Genomic DNA, 15,180 nt, shown 5'->3' on the forward strand with positions numbered 1-15,180 from the left:
GCGGCATGATCGGGGACATGGAGCGACGACCGGCGCGGGGGCATCGGAACGTGCCGCACACCGCCGACGTGCGGATCGAGGCGTGGGCGCCGGACCGGGAAGGGTGCGTGGCCGAGGCGGTGGCCGCGATGCTGGACGGCTTCGTCGACACCGTCGGCGCGAAGGCCGCTGCCGAGACCGAGTTCGCGGTGCCGCCCGGCGACGACGCGGACATGCTGGTCGCCGTCCTCAACGAGGTGATCTTCCGGCTGGAGACGGCGGGCGTGTTGCCGCTGGCCACGGACGTACGATCGACCGACGGCAGGCTGCTGGTGCGGTGGTGGACGGTCGACGCCGACGCGGTGGAACTGGTCGGCGCGGTACCCAAGGGGGTGGCCCTGCACGAGCTGCGCTTCGGCCCCGACCGGGAGGGCTGGTCCTGTGCGGTGACGTTGGACGTCTGACCGCCTGACGAGCCGGGTCAGCCCTTCACCACGCCGACCGGGACGAGCCGGGCCACCCGCCGGCAGAGTCCGGCCCCCTCGGTGGCCTCGATGACGGCGTTGATGTCCTTGTACGCGGCCGGCATCTCCTCGGCCAGCCCCCGCCGGGACTTGCCCCGTACGGCGATGTCCTGCGCCTCCAGTTCGCGGCGCGGGTCATGCCCGCGTACCGCCTTGGTGGCCTGCTTGCGACTCTGCGTACGGCCGGCACCGTGGCAGGTGGAGGCGAAGGCTGGTGCCCCCGGCGTTCCGACCAGCACGTACGAGTCGGTCCCCATCGACCCGGGGATCAGCACCGGCTGCCCGACCGGGCGCAGGTCGTCCGGCAGGTCCGGGTGGCCCGGCGGCAACGCCCGGGTGGCGCCCTTGCGGTGCACGCAGAGCCGCCGCTGGTCGCCGTCGACGCCGTGGGTCTCGATCTTCGCGAGGTTGTGCGACACGTCGTACACCAGGCTCAGGTCGCTTCCGGTGACCCGTTCGAAGACCTGCCGGGCGGCGTGGTGCAGCAGTTGCCGGTTGGCCCGGGCGTAGTTCGCCGCGGCGGCCATCGCGCCGAGGTAGGCCCGCCCCTCGTGGGACGACACCGGCGCGCAGGCGAGCTGCCGGTCCGGCACGTGGATGCCGTACCCAGGCATCACCTTCTCCATGGCGTGGACATAGTCGGTGCAGATCTGGTGGCCGAGGCCACGCGAACCACAGTGGATCATCACGCAGACCTGTCCGGCGCGCAGCCCGAAGGTGTTGGCCACCGGCTCGTCGTACACCTCCGCCACGGCCTGCACCTCGAGGAAGTGGTTGCCCGAGCCGAGGCTGCCGACCTGGCCCGCGCCGCGCTGCACCGCCCGCTCGCTGACCTGGGCCGGGTTCGCGTCGCCGACCGCGCCGTAGTCCTCGCACCGGTCCAGGTCGCGCTGCACCCCGTAGCCGCGCTCGACGGCATAGCGGGAGCCGCCGCGCAGCAGGGCGTCGAGCTCCGTACCGTCGGCCAGGTGCCACACCGCGCCCTTGCCCATGCCCCGCGGGGTGGCCTCCCCCAGGCTGTCCATCAGCGCGTCGAGGCGGGAGCGCAGCTCGGCTCGGTCGAGGTTGGCGGTGAGCAGCCGCACGCCGCAGGAGATGTCGAAGCCCACCCCGCCCGGCGAGACGACCCCGCCGGCCTCGACATCGGTGGCGGCGACGCCGCCGATCGGGAAGCCGTAACCCAGGTGCACGTCCGGCATGGCGTAGGAGGCGCCGACGATGCCGGGCAGGGTGGCCACGTTCGCCACCTGCTCCAGCGACCTGTCCGCCGTGGCGTCCGGCAACAGCGACCGGGACGCGAAGACGACGCCCGGGACCCGCATCGGGTCATGCCGGTCGATCCGGAACCGGTACGGCGACTCCTCGACCAGCTCCATGGCGCGGGGCTACCCCGCTGGGGGTCGGTTACACCCGGCCTGGTGGAGATCGCCCGTGTTCTGGTCGGCCGTTGCCGGGTGGACCTCGACGGCCGGTGACGGCTCAACCCACCGCGATGTCGCGGCTCAGTGGCCGAGCGAGACGGAGGCCCGGTTGATGTACGCGATCTGGACGGCGAAGGCCACCAGCGCCACCACCACACCGACCGCGATCGCCGGGCCGAGGGTGGCACCGAACAGGCCGCTCAGCAGGGCGGCGCCGAGCCCGAGCAGCAGCGCGTTGACCGCGCCGACGAACGCGGCCGTGGTCAGCAGCGCGTGCCCGCGCCTGGGGTGGACGCCCACCTGCGGCCAGGCCGCCTGCATGTCACCCCCGGCCACCGCGTCGGCGAAGAACTTTTGCTCGCCCGCGAGCTGGCGGTGGTAGTAGGCGCGGATCCGTTGGATGCGCATGCGGCCCAGCGTGTCCTCCACCATGTTCTGCACCAGCCGGGCGAAGGTGAGCAGCCCGGTGATCACCAGGGTCGGCAGCACCGCGCCGAGGTACGGCTTGAGCAGGTGCCCGCTGCTGGAGACGAAGCCCAGCCCGATCAGCGCGGCGGAGAGCGTCGACATGAAGACCGTCGCCCGGCCCACCGATTCGGCGACGGTGGCGCTGCGCGAGGTCTGCAGCACGAAGTGCTCGGTGGTGACGGCGGTGAGCAGGGCCAGCTCCCGCGCGTCCTCGTCCATACCGTCTCCCCCTTCCCCGCTGTCACGATACGGATTCACGTCGCGGACGGGTGCAGAACCGACATCCCGTACTCGGATCACGCTCGATCGACCCGGCCGCCGTCCGGCTGTGCCGAGGGCGGGAGAATGGCATCCGGCGCGGCGGCCGCGGCCGGCGGTGGCGAGACGGTTGGGAGGCCGGGCAGGGTGTCCGAGGCGACGGAACGGCAGGCGGCGGCGAGCGAGGGGCGTGAGCTGCGGGCCGACTGCGCCCGGTGCTTCGGGATCTGCTGCGTCGCGCCGGCGTTCGCCGCCTCCGCCGACTTCGCCATCGACAAGCCGGCCGGTCAGCCCTGCCCGAACCTGCGCGCCGACTCCCGCTGCGGCGTCCACCGCGATCTGCGCCAGCGGGGCTTCGCCGGCTGCACGGTCTTCGACTGCTTCGGCGCCGGCCAGCACCTCGCGCAGGGCACCTTCGGCGGGCGGGACTGGCGCGACGATCCGGCGACCACCCGGGTCATGTTCGACACGTTCGCGGTGATGCGGCCGCTGCACGAACTGCTCTGGTACCTGACCGAGGCGCTGGCGCTGACCCCGCCCGGGTCGCTCCGGGACGACCTTGCCGCCGCCCTGGCGCAGACCGGGCAGCTCACCGACGGCAGTCCGGAGGAACTGCTCGCCCTTGACGTCGACGCGCACCGGGATCGGGTCAACCGGCTGCTGTCCCGGGCCGGCGAGCAGGCCCGGGCCGGGCGGGCGGGCGTGGACCGGCGTGGCGCGGTGCTGATCGGGGCGGACCTGCGCCGGGCCGGGCTGTCCGGGGCGAACCTGCGCGGGGCCTGCCTGATCGGCGCGGACCTGCGCGAGGTCGACCTGGGCGCGGCGGACCTGACCGGCGCCGACCTGCGTGGCGCCGACCTGCGTGGCACCGACCTGAGGCGGTGCCTGTTCCTGCACCAGTCGCAGGTCGACGCCGCGCGCGGCGACCACCGGACGGTCCTGCCGCCGGGCCTGCGCCGACCCGCGCACTGGTCGCTGACCATCACCCCGGCCCGGCCCTCGCGCGGGCGGGCCGCCGCACGCCGCCGCCGCTGACCGGCGGCCGAGGGGCTGGCCGGCGGGTGGTCGACTCCGGACGCGGCATCCTTGGATGGCGTTTCACCGCGCGGTCCCCGGCCGGGTCGACCACCGGCGGTACGCCGCGCGAACATCGCGCCAGGCCGCGCGCCGCGCGGATCCGCCCGCTGCGCCTCCCGCGTTTCGGGGGGCCGCAGCGGGGTAGCCGGAGTCGGCGTCACCGCGGGCGGCGCGGCACGACGGGAGGCGGACGGGTGGAGTATCGGGTACGCCAGGGCGAGCAGCCGATGGATCCGGCGCACGCCGAGGACGAGGCCGGTCAGGCCCGGCTGGTCCAGGTCGACGCGGACACCGACGTACCGGAGCCGGAGCCGGGCGCACCGAAGCCGGACGTGGTCACCGAGGACGACGGCTCCGGAGTGGCCGGCGGGTCCTCCGGCAGCAGCGCCGGTGGCTCGTCCATGCCGACGCACCCGGACGCGCCCCGCTGACCGGTTCGACACAAACCGTCGGCGTCAACGGGCCGCGACCGCCTCCGCCCGCGCCTCGGTCATGCCCCGGTTGGCCAGGGCGTCGGCCCGCTCGTTCTCCGGGTGCCCGTTGTGGCCCTTCACCCAGAGCCAGGTCACGTCGTGGCGGGCACAGGCGGCCTCCAACCGCTGCCACAGGTCGGCGTTCTTGACCGGCTGCTTCGCCGCGGTCAGCCAGCCATTGCGCTTCCAGGACGCGAGCCAGCCGGTGATGCCGTTGCGCACGTACGTGCTGTCGGTGTGCAGGCGCACCGTGACCGGGCGGGTCAGGCTCTCCAGCGCGCGAATCGCGGCGGTCAGTTCCATCCGGTTGTTCGTCGTGGGCGTCGCCTCGCCGCCGCACAGCTCGCGCTCGTGGTCACCCCAGCGCAGCACCACACCCCAGCCGCCCGGGCCGGGATTGCCGCTGCACGCCCCGTCGGTCCAGATCTCCACGACCCGGCCGGTCGCCGCCTCCGCCATGCCGGCAACCTACCCGGTACGCCGAGCGGCCGCGCCAGCCGACCCGCCGGGCGGGCGCCGGAACCGCCCCGGCCCGCCGCCGAGAAATGCCGACGACACCGGCCCGGCGCTCTGGCAGGGTGAGCGGTCGTGGACGGACGCTGGGACGGCCTACGGGCCGAGGTGCGGAAGACGATCGACGACCTGGTCTTTGCCGGACGGGAGACCGGCGTGCAGGTGGCCGCGTATCTGGACGGGCAGCCGATCGTGCAGGAGCAGGCCGGTCTGGCCGACGCCGGCACCGGGCGGCCGCTCACGGCCGACACCCCGGTGCACGCGGTCTCCACCGGCAAGGGGCTCACCGCCACCGTGGTGCACGTCCTCGCCGAACGGGGGCAGCTCGACTACGGCCTGCGTATCGCCGAGGTGTGGCCGGAGTTCGCCCGGCACGGCAAGGAGCACATCACGCTGCGGCACGCGCTCACCCACACCGCCGGGCTGCCGGCGCTGCCGCCCGACATCACCGCCGAGGACTTTGCCGACTGGGACCGGATGTGCGCGCTGATCGCCGACGCCCAGCCATGGTGGGCGCCCGGCACACGGCTCGCCTACCACGCGTGGACGTTCGGCTGGCTCGTCGGGGAGGTGGTCCGGCGGGTCACCGGCCGGCGGATCTCCGAGGTGCTCGCCGAGGAGGTGGCCGGCCCGCTCGGCGTGGCCGGGGAACTGTTCCTCGGGGTGCCCGAGGCGGACCTGCCCCGGCTGGCCCGGCTGGAGGACGCCGGCCTGGCGGCGATGATCGCGTACGCGAGCGCCAACCTGCCGAACTTCGACGCGGTGGCCCCGCCCGGCGTACGACCCGACGCGGCGATCGGCAGCCGCCCCGACGTGCTGCGCGCCGACGTGCCGGCGGTCGGCACGATGAGCGCCCGCGCGGTCGCCCGGATGTACGCGGCGTTGCTCGGCCCGGTCGACGGTGTACGACTGATCTCGCCGGAGCGCCTGCGGGAGGTGTCGGCGGTGGCGGTCCGCGCCGAGGAGTGGGTGTTCGGGCAGGAGGCCACCTTCGGCCTCGGGTACGCGGTCGACGACGGCTCGTTCGGCACCGCCGGCAGCGGGGGCAGCCTCGCGTTCGCGTACCCGGGGCTGGGGCTGACGGTGGCGGCGGTGCGCAACCGGCTCGGCGCAGGCGACGGCGACCCGATGGAGCGGCTCCGGGTGCTGGTCCGGGACGCCGTCGCCCGGGAACTCGGCCGGTAGGCGGCGCGAGCGCCTCGGTCGGTCACCGGCTACGAGCCGGCCCGGCCCGCCGCCCGCGACCCGGCCCCCGGCACGCCGGTGGCGGCGCGGCGCAGCCGGTCGCGCAGCCGGTCGACGGTGTCACCGAGCACCGCCCCGGTCATCGGCAGCCACGGGGTGGACCGCATCACCGCCAACTCCTCCACGGGGGTGGTGACGCCGTCGAGGAACCGCAGCACCCGCTCGGGCGGGTTACGGTCGAACAGCCGCGTGAAGAACTCCACCCCGTCGACGTGCCCCCGGTCCAGGGCACGCAGCGCCACCGCGTCCAGCCACCGGTGTCGCCGGGGATACGCGGGCGCCGGCACCGGCGGCCCGCCGGCCGCGAGGGCACGGGCGATCTGGTCGGCCTGCCGCAGCATGGCTGAGAAGGTGAAGCCGGTGGAGGGGCGGGTGGCACCGCCGGCGGTGCCGAGCCGGACCACCCGGGGCGACGGGCGGGTGACGAACGGCCCGTCGGTCATCGGGATGACGCCATGCTCCACCTCGCGCACCCGCAGCGTGTCCAGGTCCAGGCCGAGCCGACCGGTGTACCCGCGCAGCGCCGCGTCGTACGCCGCGTCGGCGAGCACCGCTGGCGAGAACTCGGTGTACTCGACCAGCGCGTAGCGGTCGCTGACCGGCAGCACGTAGCCGAAGGAGACACCCCGCGCGGGCTGTGGGGTGCGGAAATCCATCAGCACCGCCCGGTCCGGGTCGAAGACGGGCCGGTCGGCCGCCAGCCACCAGCCCCGGAAGTGCTGCAACCAGTTCGTCCGCCCGGGCCGCTGCGGTGGGCGGGGACGCGAGTCGAGCACCCAGCCGGCCCGCAGCAGCACCCGCCCTTCGGGGTCGTGGACGCTCACGCGGTGGCCGTCGTCGTGCAACGCGCCGGCGGGCGCGCCGATCCGCACCGCGCCGATCCGGCGCTCGGCGGCGGCAGCCCGGTCGTAGACCGGGGCGGAACGCAGCATCGCGTACCGCAGAGGGGCGAGCGGCAGCACGCGGCGGCCGGCGGGCGTCACCACGTCGACCCGCGACCAGCTGGCGCTCAGCACCGGGTCGAACTCGCCGCCGGGGGTGCCCCAGAACGCCCAGGTGCGGTCCTGGCCGCGCTTGTGCACCGGGTCGACCACGGCGATCCGAAGGCCGGCGACGTCGTGCCGGTCCAGGGCGGCCAGCACCAGGGCGGCGGCACCACCGCCGCCGAGCAGCGCGAGATCGACGTCGACCGGGGATGCGTCCACCCGCCCACGCTGCCACACGGCCCTCGGCGCACCCCACGCCGGGCCCGTTTGCCCAGGTCAGCCACGGGAAACCGAGGTGCCGACACGGGAGGGAGCGAGGCCATGAAGATTCACGATCCGTCCAGCCAGGCCATGGAGAAGGACTACGAGATCTCCGACCTCGAACGCCTGATGGGCAAGAAGGACTGGAAGAACTACGACGATGTGATCAACTGGCTGAAGAAGGAGGGTGACGAGGACCGGCGGTTCACCCCGGGCGAGGTGCAGCACATGATCGACGACTTCTCCCGGGCCCGGGACAAGAAGATGGACTTCGTGCGGGACCCTGAGCAGCTCTACCAGAAGCTGAAGAAGGGCCGGTAGGCGTCGCCTCGACCGCCGTCGTGGCCATCCCACGACGGTGCTCCAGCCGATCGAGACAGAGCGAACGGCAGGCCAGGGCGGCGAACAGCGGAGGTACGGACAGCGACGGCATCGGGCCTCCTCAGCCGACGCTCGCCGGGGTGCCCGGCGCCGCGACCCTGGGTTCGCCGTAGGCGGTGGCGACCGTCGCCCGGTCGAAGACCCGCCAGGTCAGCGCGATCACCACCACCGCGACCGCGAAGCCCACCCAGTACGGCGCGGTGATCCCGAACCTGGCGGCGACCACCCCGCCGAGCAGCGCGCCGACGCAGTTGCCACCGGCGGCGATGAACAGTGTCGTGCTGCCCACCCGGCCCATCAAGGCGGGCGGGGTGAGCCTCTGGCGCAACGAGTTCGCCACCATGTTCCACAGCGCGCTGTGCACCCCGAAGACGAACAGCGCCACCCCGACGACCACGGCGCTGCGCGAGGCGGCCAAGGCCAGGTGCAGGCCGGCCTCGATCAGCAGGCCGACGCGGATCGTCCAGGTGGCGGTGATCGTGGCGACGAGCCGGTCACCGACGGCCGAGCCGAGCAGCCCACCGACAGCCATGCAGGTGAACAGCGCGCCGTAGCCGACCGAGCCGAGGCCGAGCCGTTGGGTGGCCAGCAGCACCAGCACCGCGAGGGCCGCGGTGAGGGTGACGTTGAGCATGCCGATCAGCAGAGTCATGGTGCGCAGCAGCCGCTGGGACAGCAGCCAGCGGAACCCTTCGGCGACCTCCGCGCGGACCGAGCGGCGCCGGCCCGGCTCCGGCGAGCCGCGGTACGAGCCGGCGAGCAGGCCGACCAGCACGGCGCTGAGCGCGTACGTGCCGGCGTTGACGCCGAACGGGATGGCGGCGGCCACCACGAAGAGGAACCCGCCGAGCGGGCCGGCGACCATGTTCTGCATGACCTGGGTGCCGCCGCCGAGCCAGCCGTTGGCCCGTTCCAGCCGCGACCGGGGCACCACCGCCGGAACGACCGCCTGGGCGGCGGTACGGAACACCACCTCGCCCGTGTTCACCACGAACAGCACCGCGTAGAGCAGCGCCACCCCGGCCCGGCCGGTCACCATCGCGGCGGCCAGCACCACCAGGACGGCCACCCGTACCCAGTCGATGACGACCATCAGCCGCCGCCGGTCCAGCCGGTCCACGAGGACGCCGCCGGGCAACGAGAACAGCAGCCACGGCAGCCACGCCACCGCGGCACCCGCCGACACAATCAGCGGATCGTCGGTCCGTGACGCGACATACAGCGGCGCGGCCACGACAGCCATGCCGCTGCCCAACGCGGACATCGTGCTGGCCGCCCAGAGCCGTGCGAAGCGCCCGTCCAGCCGTTCCCCCGCGTTCCCCGCCATGGCCAGCGAACCTACCAGCGGTCACGGTTTCCGCCGACCGGGTTACGGTGCCGGTATCCAGCCCTGGGCCAGCTGCGCCGAAAGCCGGTCCCATTCGGCCACGCCGCCGCGCAGCGGCCAGGCCCGGGTCCGGCCCTCGGCACGAACCGTGTCGCGCAGCGAGGCGGCGAACTCACGCGACATGTTGGCGAGCCGAGCCGGCGTGACGTCATCCGCGACCCGGGTCATCCGCTCCTCGTACGCGCGCTGTTCGCGCCGCTGCCAGGCGGCACGCCACTTGGGATCGGCCGTCGGGGCGAGGACGACGACCTGCGGCGGCCTCCCCTCGGCCAGGGCGGCGACGATCCGATCGTGGCCGTCGAGGACGGTCAGCGTGTTCAGGCCGCTGACCCACTAGAGCAGTGCGGGCGGCAGCATGCCGTCGCGAGCCTGCCGGCGCCAGGCGCGGACGCGGTCGGCACCGGCCGGGTCAAGTTGCCGCAGCGGAAGGACGTCCCGTTGATCGTCCTCGGGATGGCCGTAGCCGAACCAGGTGATGTGGCCACGATCCGGGTCGACACGCCTCAGCCGTTCCCAGTGGCCGGGGACCGCCCAGTGCGGCATGCCGTCGGCGAGCACCCAGGAACCCTGGTGCAGCGGGCCGTCAACGGCCTGGCGAAGCCAGGTGACGAACTGGTGAGCCCACCGAGCCGACCAAATGGTGCCGTCGGCGCTGGTCTCCCGGATCCGGCGGGCGAGCGTCGCCGTGATCGGCGGGACCGGCGAACGGTAGCCGCCGGGCCGGGCGTAGTGGACGCCGTGGTGCCGGGGGTGTTGCCGGGCCAGCAGGACGACCCGGTCCGCCTGGCGGATCAGGAACCGTCCGTCGCCGGCCGCCTCCGCCCGCAGGCCGGAGCGCGCGGGCGCGGCGACGTCGAGGGTGAGGCCGTCCCAGCCCCCGCCCAACGACGCTGGCAGTGCCGCGCGGGTCGCCTGACCGCTCATCCGGTCACCTCCGGCGGCTCTCGGGTCCGAACAAGTCGAGATCCATTGGGTCAGGATGGTCGATGCTCGCCCATGGTCGCACCCCAGTATTCGACGGGTCGCATGGGAAGATCAGCCATGCCTGTCACCAACGCCTGGCTCGCCGGTCCCGCCCCCACCGCCCGCCTCGACCGGGACCGTCTCGAGGAGCGCATCCTCAACCTGCTGTCGTCGCAGAACATGTGCGTCCTCGCGACCACCGGCCCGGACGGCCCCCTCGCCACCCCCGTACGCTACTTCCACCTCAACTTCACCGTGATGTTCACCGCGCGGCCTCGCCGAAGATGCGTAACATCGCCGCCGATCCGCGGGTGTCCATCGGGGTCTTCGCGCCGTTGGTCGGGCAGGCCAGCAGCCGAGGTGCGCAGATCTTCGGCCGGGCCCAGGTGCTCCACCCGGGCGACCGGGACTTCGACCAGCACTGGCCGGCGTACCGGTGGCAGTCCGACCACGTGGAGCGGTCCCGGTCGCTGGACGAGCCACCGACCGGGCCGCTGATCGTGGTGCCGGCGCAGCGGGTCGTCTACACGGAACACTGGCTGCGCCGCGAGGGTTTCGCACCCCGCCAGTTCTGGCGGGCGTGACGCCCGGCCCATCCGCCTCTGCCGCGCCGCGCGGGTGCTCCCCCGGGCGGCAGGACGGCCCGGGTGGCGGCGGGGCGGCTATTTCAGCGGGCGGAAATGGTCCCGGACCAGGTACGCCGTGGTCTGCAGCCCGATCCACGCCCCCTGCACGTCGGCGCTGCGGGTGTGGATGCCACCCCACACCCTGGCGTTGATCACCTCGGCGAGCGCCTGCGAGAAGCTGCGGAAGTACCGCCGCGTGCCGGAATCGCTGCTGTAGCCGCTGAAGGAAATGTCATCCCGGCCGAAGAAGTACGCCAACGCCGACATGGTGGCGCCGGTGTTGCACGTGTGGCCGGACGTGTAGTCAGGGTGCGGCGGCGTGACAAGCAGCGGGGTCCAGGCGGGATCGGCGACGGTGGCGGGGTTGCCGTCGGTGTCGCCCAGGCGAATCGCCGTGACGGGCCGCCAGCGGTTCCACGTCCCCTTCTCGTTGAAGCAGGCGATGACGGCGTCCGCCTCGGCGATGTCCACCATCGCGAACATCCGCGCGGCCTGGAGGGCGTTCAACCGCTGGGTGGTCACGAGTTGGCGTTTGATCTCCCACTCGCCGAGACGCCGGTCGTGCCACCAGATCGCCGCCTCGGTCTGGTCCACGGTTCGGACGGTGCTGGTGGCCGAGCCGACCGTCTTGATCTCGTTGTAGTCCCGGGCGTACTGCGCGCTGGTGAGCGCGGGCGGCCCGGACGTGCGGAAGATCGACGCGCGGGGAAGCACGAACGGCTTCATGTGGCCGACCCAGCCGCCATCGTTGGCGAAGGACGGCGGCGTCGGTCGCCACTGGCCGGGCTCGGTCCCCACCGCGAAGGTCTGCTGTCCGAACGCGCCGTCCCCGCGCCGGGCGTCAATCATCGCGGCCGCTGCCTGCACACCGACGTCGATCCCCCGCCGTCTGCCAGGACCGTCTGGAATCGCGGCGAGCGACTCGTCGTACTTCGCACGCAGGGCGTCGTGCTGCTCCGGGAAGATCGCGTCGAGCACCTGGTACGCCGCCGCGGCCACGGCGGCGTCAACGGACTCGGACCCGTCGGCCCGGGGCGCGGCCAGGTACGGCTGATACGGCTTGCCGGCGATGGCGTTCACCGCGTCGTAGATGGCACCGTGCACCATCGCGGCGCCGCGCGACTGCACCTGCGGCGCCTGGCCGGCGGTGTCCCAGATCGCCGTCTCGGCATGAAGATCCCAGGTGAGGACGGATTGCGCGGACCCGGTCGCGCGCGCCGCCTGCGCGGCCGGCGGCGCTGTCGCGAGCGCGAACCCGGTGACCAGAACGGCGGCGACAGCCGCGGATGCCGCGCTGCGCACGGTGCGAACCCTGCTTGTCATGTTCTCTCCTCAGCGCTTCTGACCCACCAGTTCACCCCGTGCCACGGGGTCACAGCATTGAGCAATCACGACTATAGGCGCTGGCATTCGCGCTGGTCGATAGGGCAGGTGGGTGCCGTCAGAGGAGCAGCGGCCTCAGAAACCCCGCTGGCCGTACTACGACGGGCGGCTCACCGAAAGTCCTCCTCGCGGTACTCGCCGGCCGGCCGCGCCTCGGCCCCGGCGTGCTTGTCACGCTCGGCGGCGCGCAGCTCGGTACGGCGGATCTTCCCCGAGATGGTCTTCGGCAGCTCGGCGAACTCCAGCCGCCGCACCCGCAGGTACGGCGCCAGCCGCGCCCGCGAGTGCGCGAAGAGCGCCGCCGCGGTCTTCTCGTCCGCGGCCCAGCCGGGGGCCAGCACCACGTATGCCTTCGGCACGGCCAGGCGTACCGGGTCCGGCGACGGCACCACCGCCGCCTCGGCGACCGCCTCGTGCTCCAACAACGCGCTTTCCAGCTCGAACGGTGAGACCCGGTAGTCGGACGCCTTGAACACGTCGTCGGTGCGCCCCACGTACGTCAGGTAGCCGTCGGCGTCCCGGGCGGCGATGTCCCCGGTGTGGTAGTAGCCGTCCCGCATCGCGGTGGCGGTCAGCTCGGCGTCGTCGTGGTAGCCGGCCATCAGCGCGGTCGGCCGGTGGGCAAGATCGAGGCAGACCTCCCCGTCCTCGCCGGCCTCGCCGGTCACCGGGTCGACCAGGGCCACCACGTACCCGGGCAGCGGACGCCCCATCGAGCCGGGCCGCACCGGCTGCCCGGGCGGGTTGCCGATCTGCGCGGTGGTCTCCGTCTGCCCGTACCCGTCCCGGACGGTCACTCCCCAGGCCGCCTCGACCTGCTCGATCACCTCCGGGTTCAGCGGCTCCCCGGCGCCGACCACGCTGCGCGGCGGCTTTCGGAGCTGGGTCAGGTCCGACTGGATCAGCATCCGCCACACCGTCGGCGGCGCGCATAAGCTGGTCACCCCGCAGCGGTCCATCGCCGCCATCAACCCGTTCGGGTCGAAGCGCGAGTAGTTGTAGACGAAGACCGTGGCGCCCGCGTTCCACGGCGCGAACACGTTGCTCCAGGCGTGCTTCGCCCAACCCGGCGAGGAGATGTTCAGGTGCACGTCGCCGGGGCGCAGCCCGATCCAGTACATGGTGGACAGGTGGCCCACCGGGTACGAGGCGTGGGTGTGCTTGACCAGCTTCGGCCGGGCGGTGGTGCCCGAGGTGAAGTAGAGCAGCAGCGGGTCGTCGGTCCGGGTCACCCCGTCGGGCGTGAACGTGTCCGGCTCCTGGTAGGCGTCGGCGTAGGCGTGCCAGCCGGTGACCGACGCGCCGACCGCGATCCGGGTGTAGTCGCCCGGCGTCTCGGTGAACTTGTCGGTGTGTTCCGCCCCGACCACCACGTGCCGGGCCGCGCCGCGGGTCAGCCGGTCGGCCAGGTCCGCCGGGCCGAGCAGCGGCGTCGCCGGGATGATCACCGCGCGCAGCTTGATCGCCGCCAGGATGGTCTCCCAGAGTTCGAGCTGGTTGCCGAGCATGAGGATCAGCCGGTCGCCGGCCCGTACGCCCTGTGCCCGAAGCCAGGTCGCCACCCGGTTGGAGCGGCGGGACAACTCGGCATACGACCAGCGGCCCTCTCCCCCGTCGGCCTCGACGATCCAGAGCGCGGTGTCGTCGTTCTCCGCGGCAAGCACGTCGAACCAGTCCAGCGCCCAGTTGAACTCGTCCAGTGCCGGCCAGCGGAACTTCTCGTACGCGGTCTCGGGGTCCTCGCGATGGGCGAGCAGGAAGTCGCGCGCCGCGCGGAAGGCCTCGGTGCTGGCGGTGGCCATGGGGTTTCCTTCCTCTGTCTGCTTCGGGGCCGAGCCACCAGGCACGACCGGGACGCGCGACGAGGGGACGGGGCCGCGCGCAGTACCCTGATCCTCGATCGGGTGACGTGCGTCTCACCACCCCCGGACGGGGGTGGCCGAACGGCCTGGCGAATCCGGTGAGGTGATGACGGTGGGGCGGCTCTTTCCCCGCGACGATGCCGACGAAATCCGGGGCGCCGTGCTGGCCCTGCGCCGTGGTACCGGGCTGCCGGTCGCCTTCGGTGGGCTGGTGCGGCCCGGTGGACGGCACCGGATGGTTATCACCGAGCTGGCCGGGACCACCACGGGGGCGCTGCGCGGGTTGGCCATCGCCGCCGGTGCGGGCCTGGGTGGGAAAGTCCTCGCCCTCGGTCTGCCGTTACGGGTTGACGACTATCCGGTGGCCCCCACGATCAGCCACGAGTACGACACGCCGGTCTTCGCCGAGGGGCTGCGCTCGGTGGTGGCCGTGCCGGTGGTGACCGGCCGGGAGGTGCGCGCCGTCCTCTACGGCGCGGTCCGTCAGCGGCTGCCCTTCGGTGACCGCCTGGTCGCCGCCGCCGTGGACGTCGGGCGGGACCTGGAACGGCGCCTCGCCGACCGGGACGCCACCCGGAAGGCGCTGGCGGCCCTGCGTACCGCGCCGGCGCGCACCGACCGGGACCGGGGCGGACCGGAGTGGGAGCAGGTCCGGCAGGCGCACGCCGAGCTGCGCGGGCTGCTGCGCCGGATCGACGACCCGGAGCTACGCGATCGGCTCGACGCGGTCGCCGACCGGCTCGCCGGCGCCGTCGCGGGGCCCGACCGCCCGGCCTCGGCGGTGGCCCTGTCGCCGCGGGAGACCGACGTGCTGGCCTGCGTGGCGCTGGGGTGCACCAACGCCGATGCCGCGATGCAGCTCGGGCTAGGCCCGGAGACGGTGAAGAGCTATCTACGCTCGGCGATGCGCAAGCTCGGCGCGCACACTCGGTTGGAAGTCGTGGTCGCGGCCCGCCGGGCCGGGCTGCTCCCCTGATCAGGAGGCAACGATGAAGCAGTGGCGGAGGCCTCGGGCGGGTGCCCTCGTGCTCCTCGTCGTGCTCGCGGTCGGGGCGGTGCCGGTGGTCCGAGATCTGCTCCGGCCGATCGCCGAGGAGGTCTCCGTCCAGGCGTACGACCGCACCGACGATCCCCACGTGATCGTGGCGTTGGTCGAGGCCCACCCTGACTTCGTGCTGCACCGGGCGGTGGCGCGGGAGGACGCCGGGACAGTCGTCCTGCACGTCTCGATGCGTCCGCCCTCGCGCTGGTCGTGGTCCGGCAGCGACATCGCCGAACACCGATCCGTCCGGATCCGGCTGGACCGGCCCCTCGCCGACCGCGAGGTACGCGACGGCCGGCTCGGCACTCCCGTTTCCGAGCGCTGACTCCGG

At 73.4% G+C, this 15,180-nt stretch carries 16 protein-coding genes and 1 pseudogene; 8 read left to right on the forward strand and 9 right to left on the reverse strand.

What is annotated here, in order from left to right:
* The first annotated feature begins 17 nt into the window (after positions 1-17).
* Positions 18-443: an archease gene (locus ACIRG9_RS27030; protein ID WP_402861649.1), complete on the forward strand. Its 426-nt coding sequence runs from the start codon at positions 18-20 to the stop codon at positions 441-443.
* A 17-nt stretch (positions 444-460) separates the two neighbouring features.
* Here the strand turns inward: ACIRG9_RS27030 and ACIRG9_RS27035 are convergent, their stop codons facing one another.
* Together ACIRG9_RS27035 and ACIRG9_RS27040 are read right to left on the reverse strand one after the other, a co-directional pair.
* On the reverse strand, positions 461-1,879 hold the full coding sequence (locus ACIRG9_RS27035; protein ID WP_402861652.1) for an RtcB family protein: 1,419 nt from the start codon (positions 1,877-1,879) through the stop codon (positions 461-463).
* 126 nt (positions 1,880-2,005) lie between these two features.
* Positions 2,006-2,611: a hypothetical protein gene (locus ACIRG9_RS27040; protein WP_402861655.1), complete on the reverse strand. Its 606-nt coding sequence runs from the start codon at positions 2,609-2,611 to the stop codon at positions 2,006-2,008.
* Between the two features lie 186 nt (positions 2,612-2,797).
* Between ACIRG9_RS27040 and ACIRG9_RS27045 the strand changes: the two genes are divergently transcribed.
* Together ACIRG9_RS27045 and ACIRG9_RS27050 are read left to right on the forward strand one after the other, a co-directional pair.
* Positions 2,798-3,685 (forward strand): pentapeptide repeat-containing protein, encoded by an 888-nt coding sequence (locus ACIRG9_RS27045; protein ID WP_402861657.1) that lies wholly within the window; start codon positions 2,798-2,800, stop codon positions 3,683-3,685.
* A 236-nt stretch (positions 3,686-3,921) separates the two neighbouring features.
* The gene (locus ACIRG9_RS27050; protein WP_402861660.1) at positions 3,922-4,158 is read left to right on the forward strand and encodes a preprotein translocase YidC; all 237 of its coding nucleotides are present in this window, start codon (positions 3,922-3,924) and stop codon (positions 4,156-4,158) included.
* Positions 4,159-4,182: 24 nt separating this feature from the next.
* Here the strand turns inward: ACIRG9_RS27050 and rnhA are convergent, their stop codons facing one another.
* Positions 4,183-4,659, reverse strand: a complete 477-nt coding sequence (gene rnhA, locus ACIRG9_RS27055) for a ribonuclease HI (RefSeq protein ID WP_402861662.1) — start codon at positions 4,657-4,659, stop codon at positions 4,183-4,185.
* A 129-nt stretch (positions 4,660-4,788) separates the two neighbouring features.
* Between rnhA and ACIRG9_RS27060 the strand changes: the two genes are divergently transcribed.
* Entirely contained in the window at positions 4,789-5,898 is a 1,110-nt protein-coding gene (locus tag ACIRG9_RS27060) for a serine hydrolase domain-containing protein (RefSeq protein ID WP_402861665.1), read from the forward strand.
* Between the two features lie 29 nt (positions 5,899-5,927).
* Here ACIRG9_RS27060 and ACIRG9_RS27065 read toward each other — a convergent pair whose 3' ends face one another.
* Positions 5,928-7,181, reverse strand: coding sequence for a lycopene cyclase family protein (locus ACIRG9_RS27065; protein WP_402861668.1), 1,254 nt, complete (start codon positions 7,179-7,181; stop codon positions 5,928-5,930).
* 84 nt (positions 7,182-7,265) lie between these two features.
* On the opposite strand from ACIRG9_RS27065, the gene ACIRG9_RS27070 reads away from it, so the two are divergent.
* The gene (locus ACIRG9_RS27070) at positions 7,266-7,526 is read left to right on the forward strand and encodes a hypothetical protein (protein WP_402861671.1); all 261 of its coding nucleotides are present in this window, start codon (positions 7,266-7,268) and stop codon (positions 7,524-7,526) included.
* Between the two features lie 121 nt (positions 7,527-7,647).
* Here ACIRG9_RS27070 and ACIRG9_RS27075 read toward each other — a convergent pair whose 3' ends face one another.
* The 3 genes from ACIRG9_RS27075 to ACIRG9_RS27085 form a co-directional block, all read right to left on the reverse strand.
* Entirely contained in the window at positions 7,648-8,913 is a 1,266-nt protein-coding gene (locus tag ACIRG9_RS27075; RefSeq protein ID WP_402861674.1) for an MFS transporter, read from the reverse strand.
* A 42-nt stretch (positions 8,914-8,955) separates the two neighbouring features.
* Positions 8,956-9,141 carry a hypothetical protein gene (locus ACIRG9_RS27080; RefSeq protein WP_402861677.1) on the reverse strand — a complete coding sequence of 62 codons (186 nt, stop codon included), beginning with the start codon at positions 9,139-9,141 and terminating at the stop codon, positions 8,956-8,958.
* A gap of 165 nt (positions 9,142-9,306) precedes the next feature.
* Complete coding sequence (locus ACIRG9_RS27085) at positions 9,307-9,897, reverse strand: hypothetical protein (protein WP_402861680.1); 591 nt, start codon at positions 9,895-9,897, stop codon at positions 9,307-9,309.
* Between the two features lie 117 nt (positions 9,898-10,014).
* On the opposite strand from ACIRG9_RS27085, the pseudogene ACIRG9_RS27090 reads away from it, so the two are divergent.
* Positions 10,015-10,520, forward strand: a pseudogene (locus ACIRG9_RS27090) (pyridoxamine 5'-phosphate oxidase family protein).
* Between the two features lie 78 nt (positions 10,521-10,598).
* On the opposite strand, the gene ACIRG9_RS27095 reads toward ACIRG9_RS27090, so the two are convergent.
* Complete coding sequence (locus ACIRG9_RS27095) at positions 10,599-11,885, reverse strand: vanadium-dependent haloperoxidase (protein WP_402861683.1); 1,287 nt, start codon at positions 11,883-11,885, stop codon at positions 10,599-10,601.
* Between the two features lie 170 nt (positions 11,886-12,055).
* Positions 12,056-13,747 (reverse strand): AMP-binding protein, encoded by a 1,692-nt coding sequence (locus ACIRG9_RS27100; RefSeq protein WP_402861686.1) that lies wholly within the window; start codon positions 13,745-13,747, stop codon positions 12,056-12,058.
* Between the two features lie 166 nt (positions 13,748-13,913).
* Between ACIRG9_RS27100 and ACIRG9_RS27105 the strand changes: the two genes are divergently transcribed.
* Both ACIRG9_RS27105 and ACIRG9_RS27110 read left to right on the forward strand, forming a co-directional pair.
* Positions 13,914-14,783, forward strand: a complete 870-nt coding sequence (locus ACIRG9_RS27105) for a response regulator transcription factor (protein WP_402861689.1) — start codon at positions 13,914-13,916, stop codon at positions 14,781-14,783.
* Between the two features lie 13 nt (positions 14,784-14,796).
* The gene (locus ACIRG9_RS27110) at positions 14,797-15,174 is read left to right on the forward strand and encodes a hypothetical protein (RefSeq protein ID WP_402861692.1); all 378 of its coding nucleotides are present in this window, start codon (positions 14,797-14,799) and stop codon (positions 15,172-15,174) included.
* Positions 15,175-15,180: the final 6 nt, after the last annotated feature.

The organism is Micromonospora sp. NPDC093277 (genome assembly GCF_044765245.1).
GTDB lineage: Bacteria > Actinomycetota > Actinomycetes > Mycobacteriales > Micromonosporaceae > Micromonospora.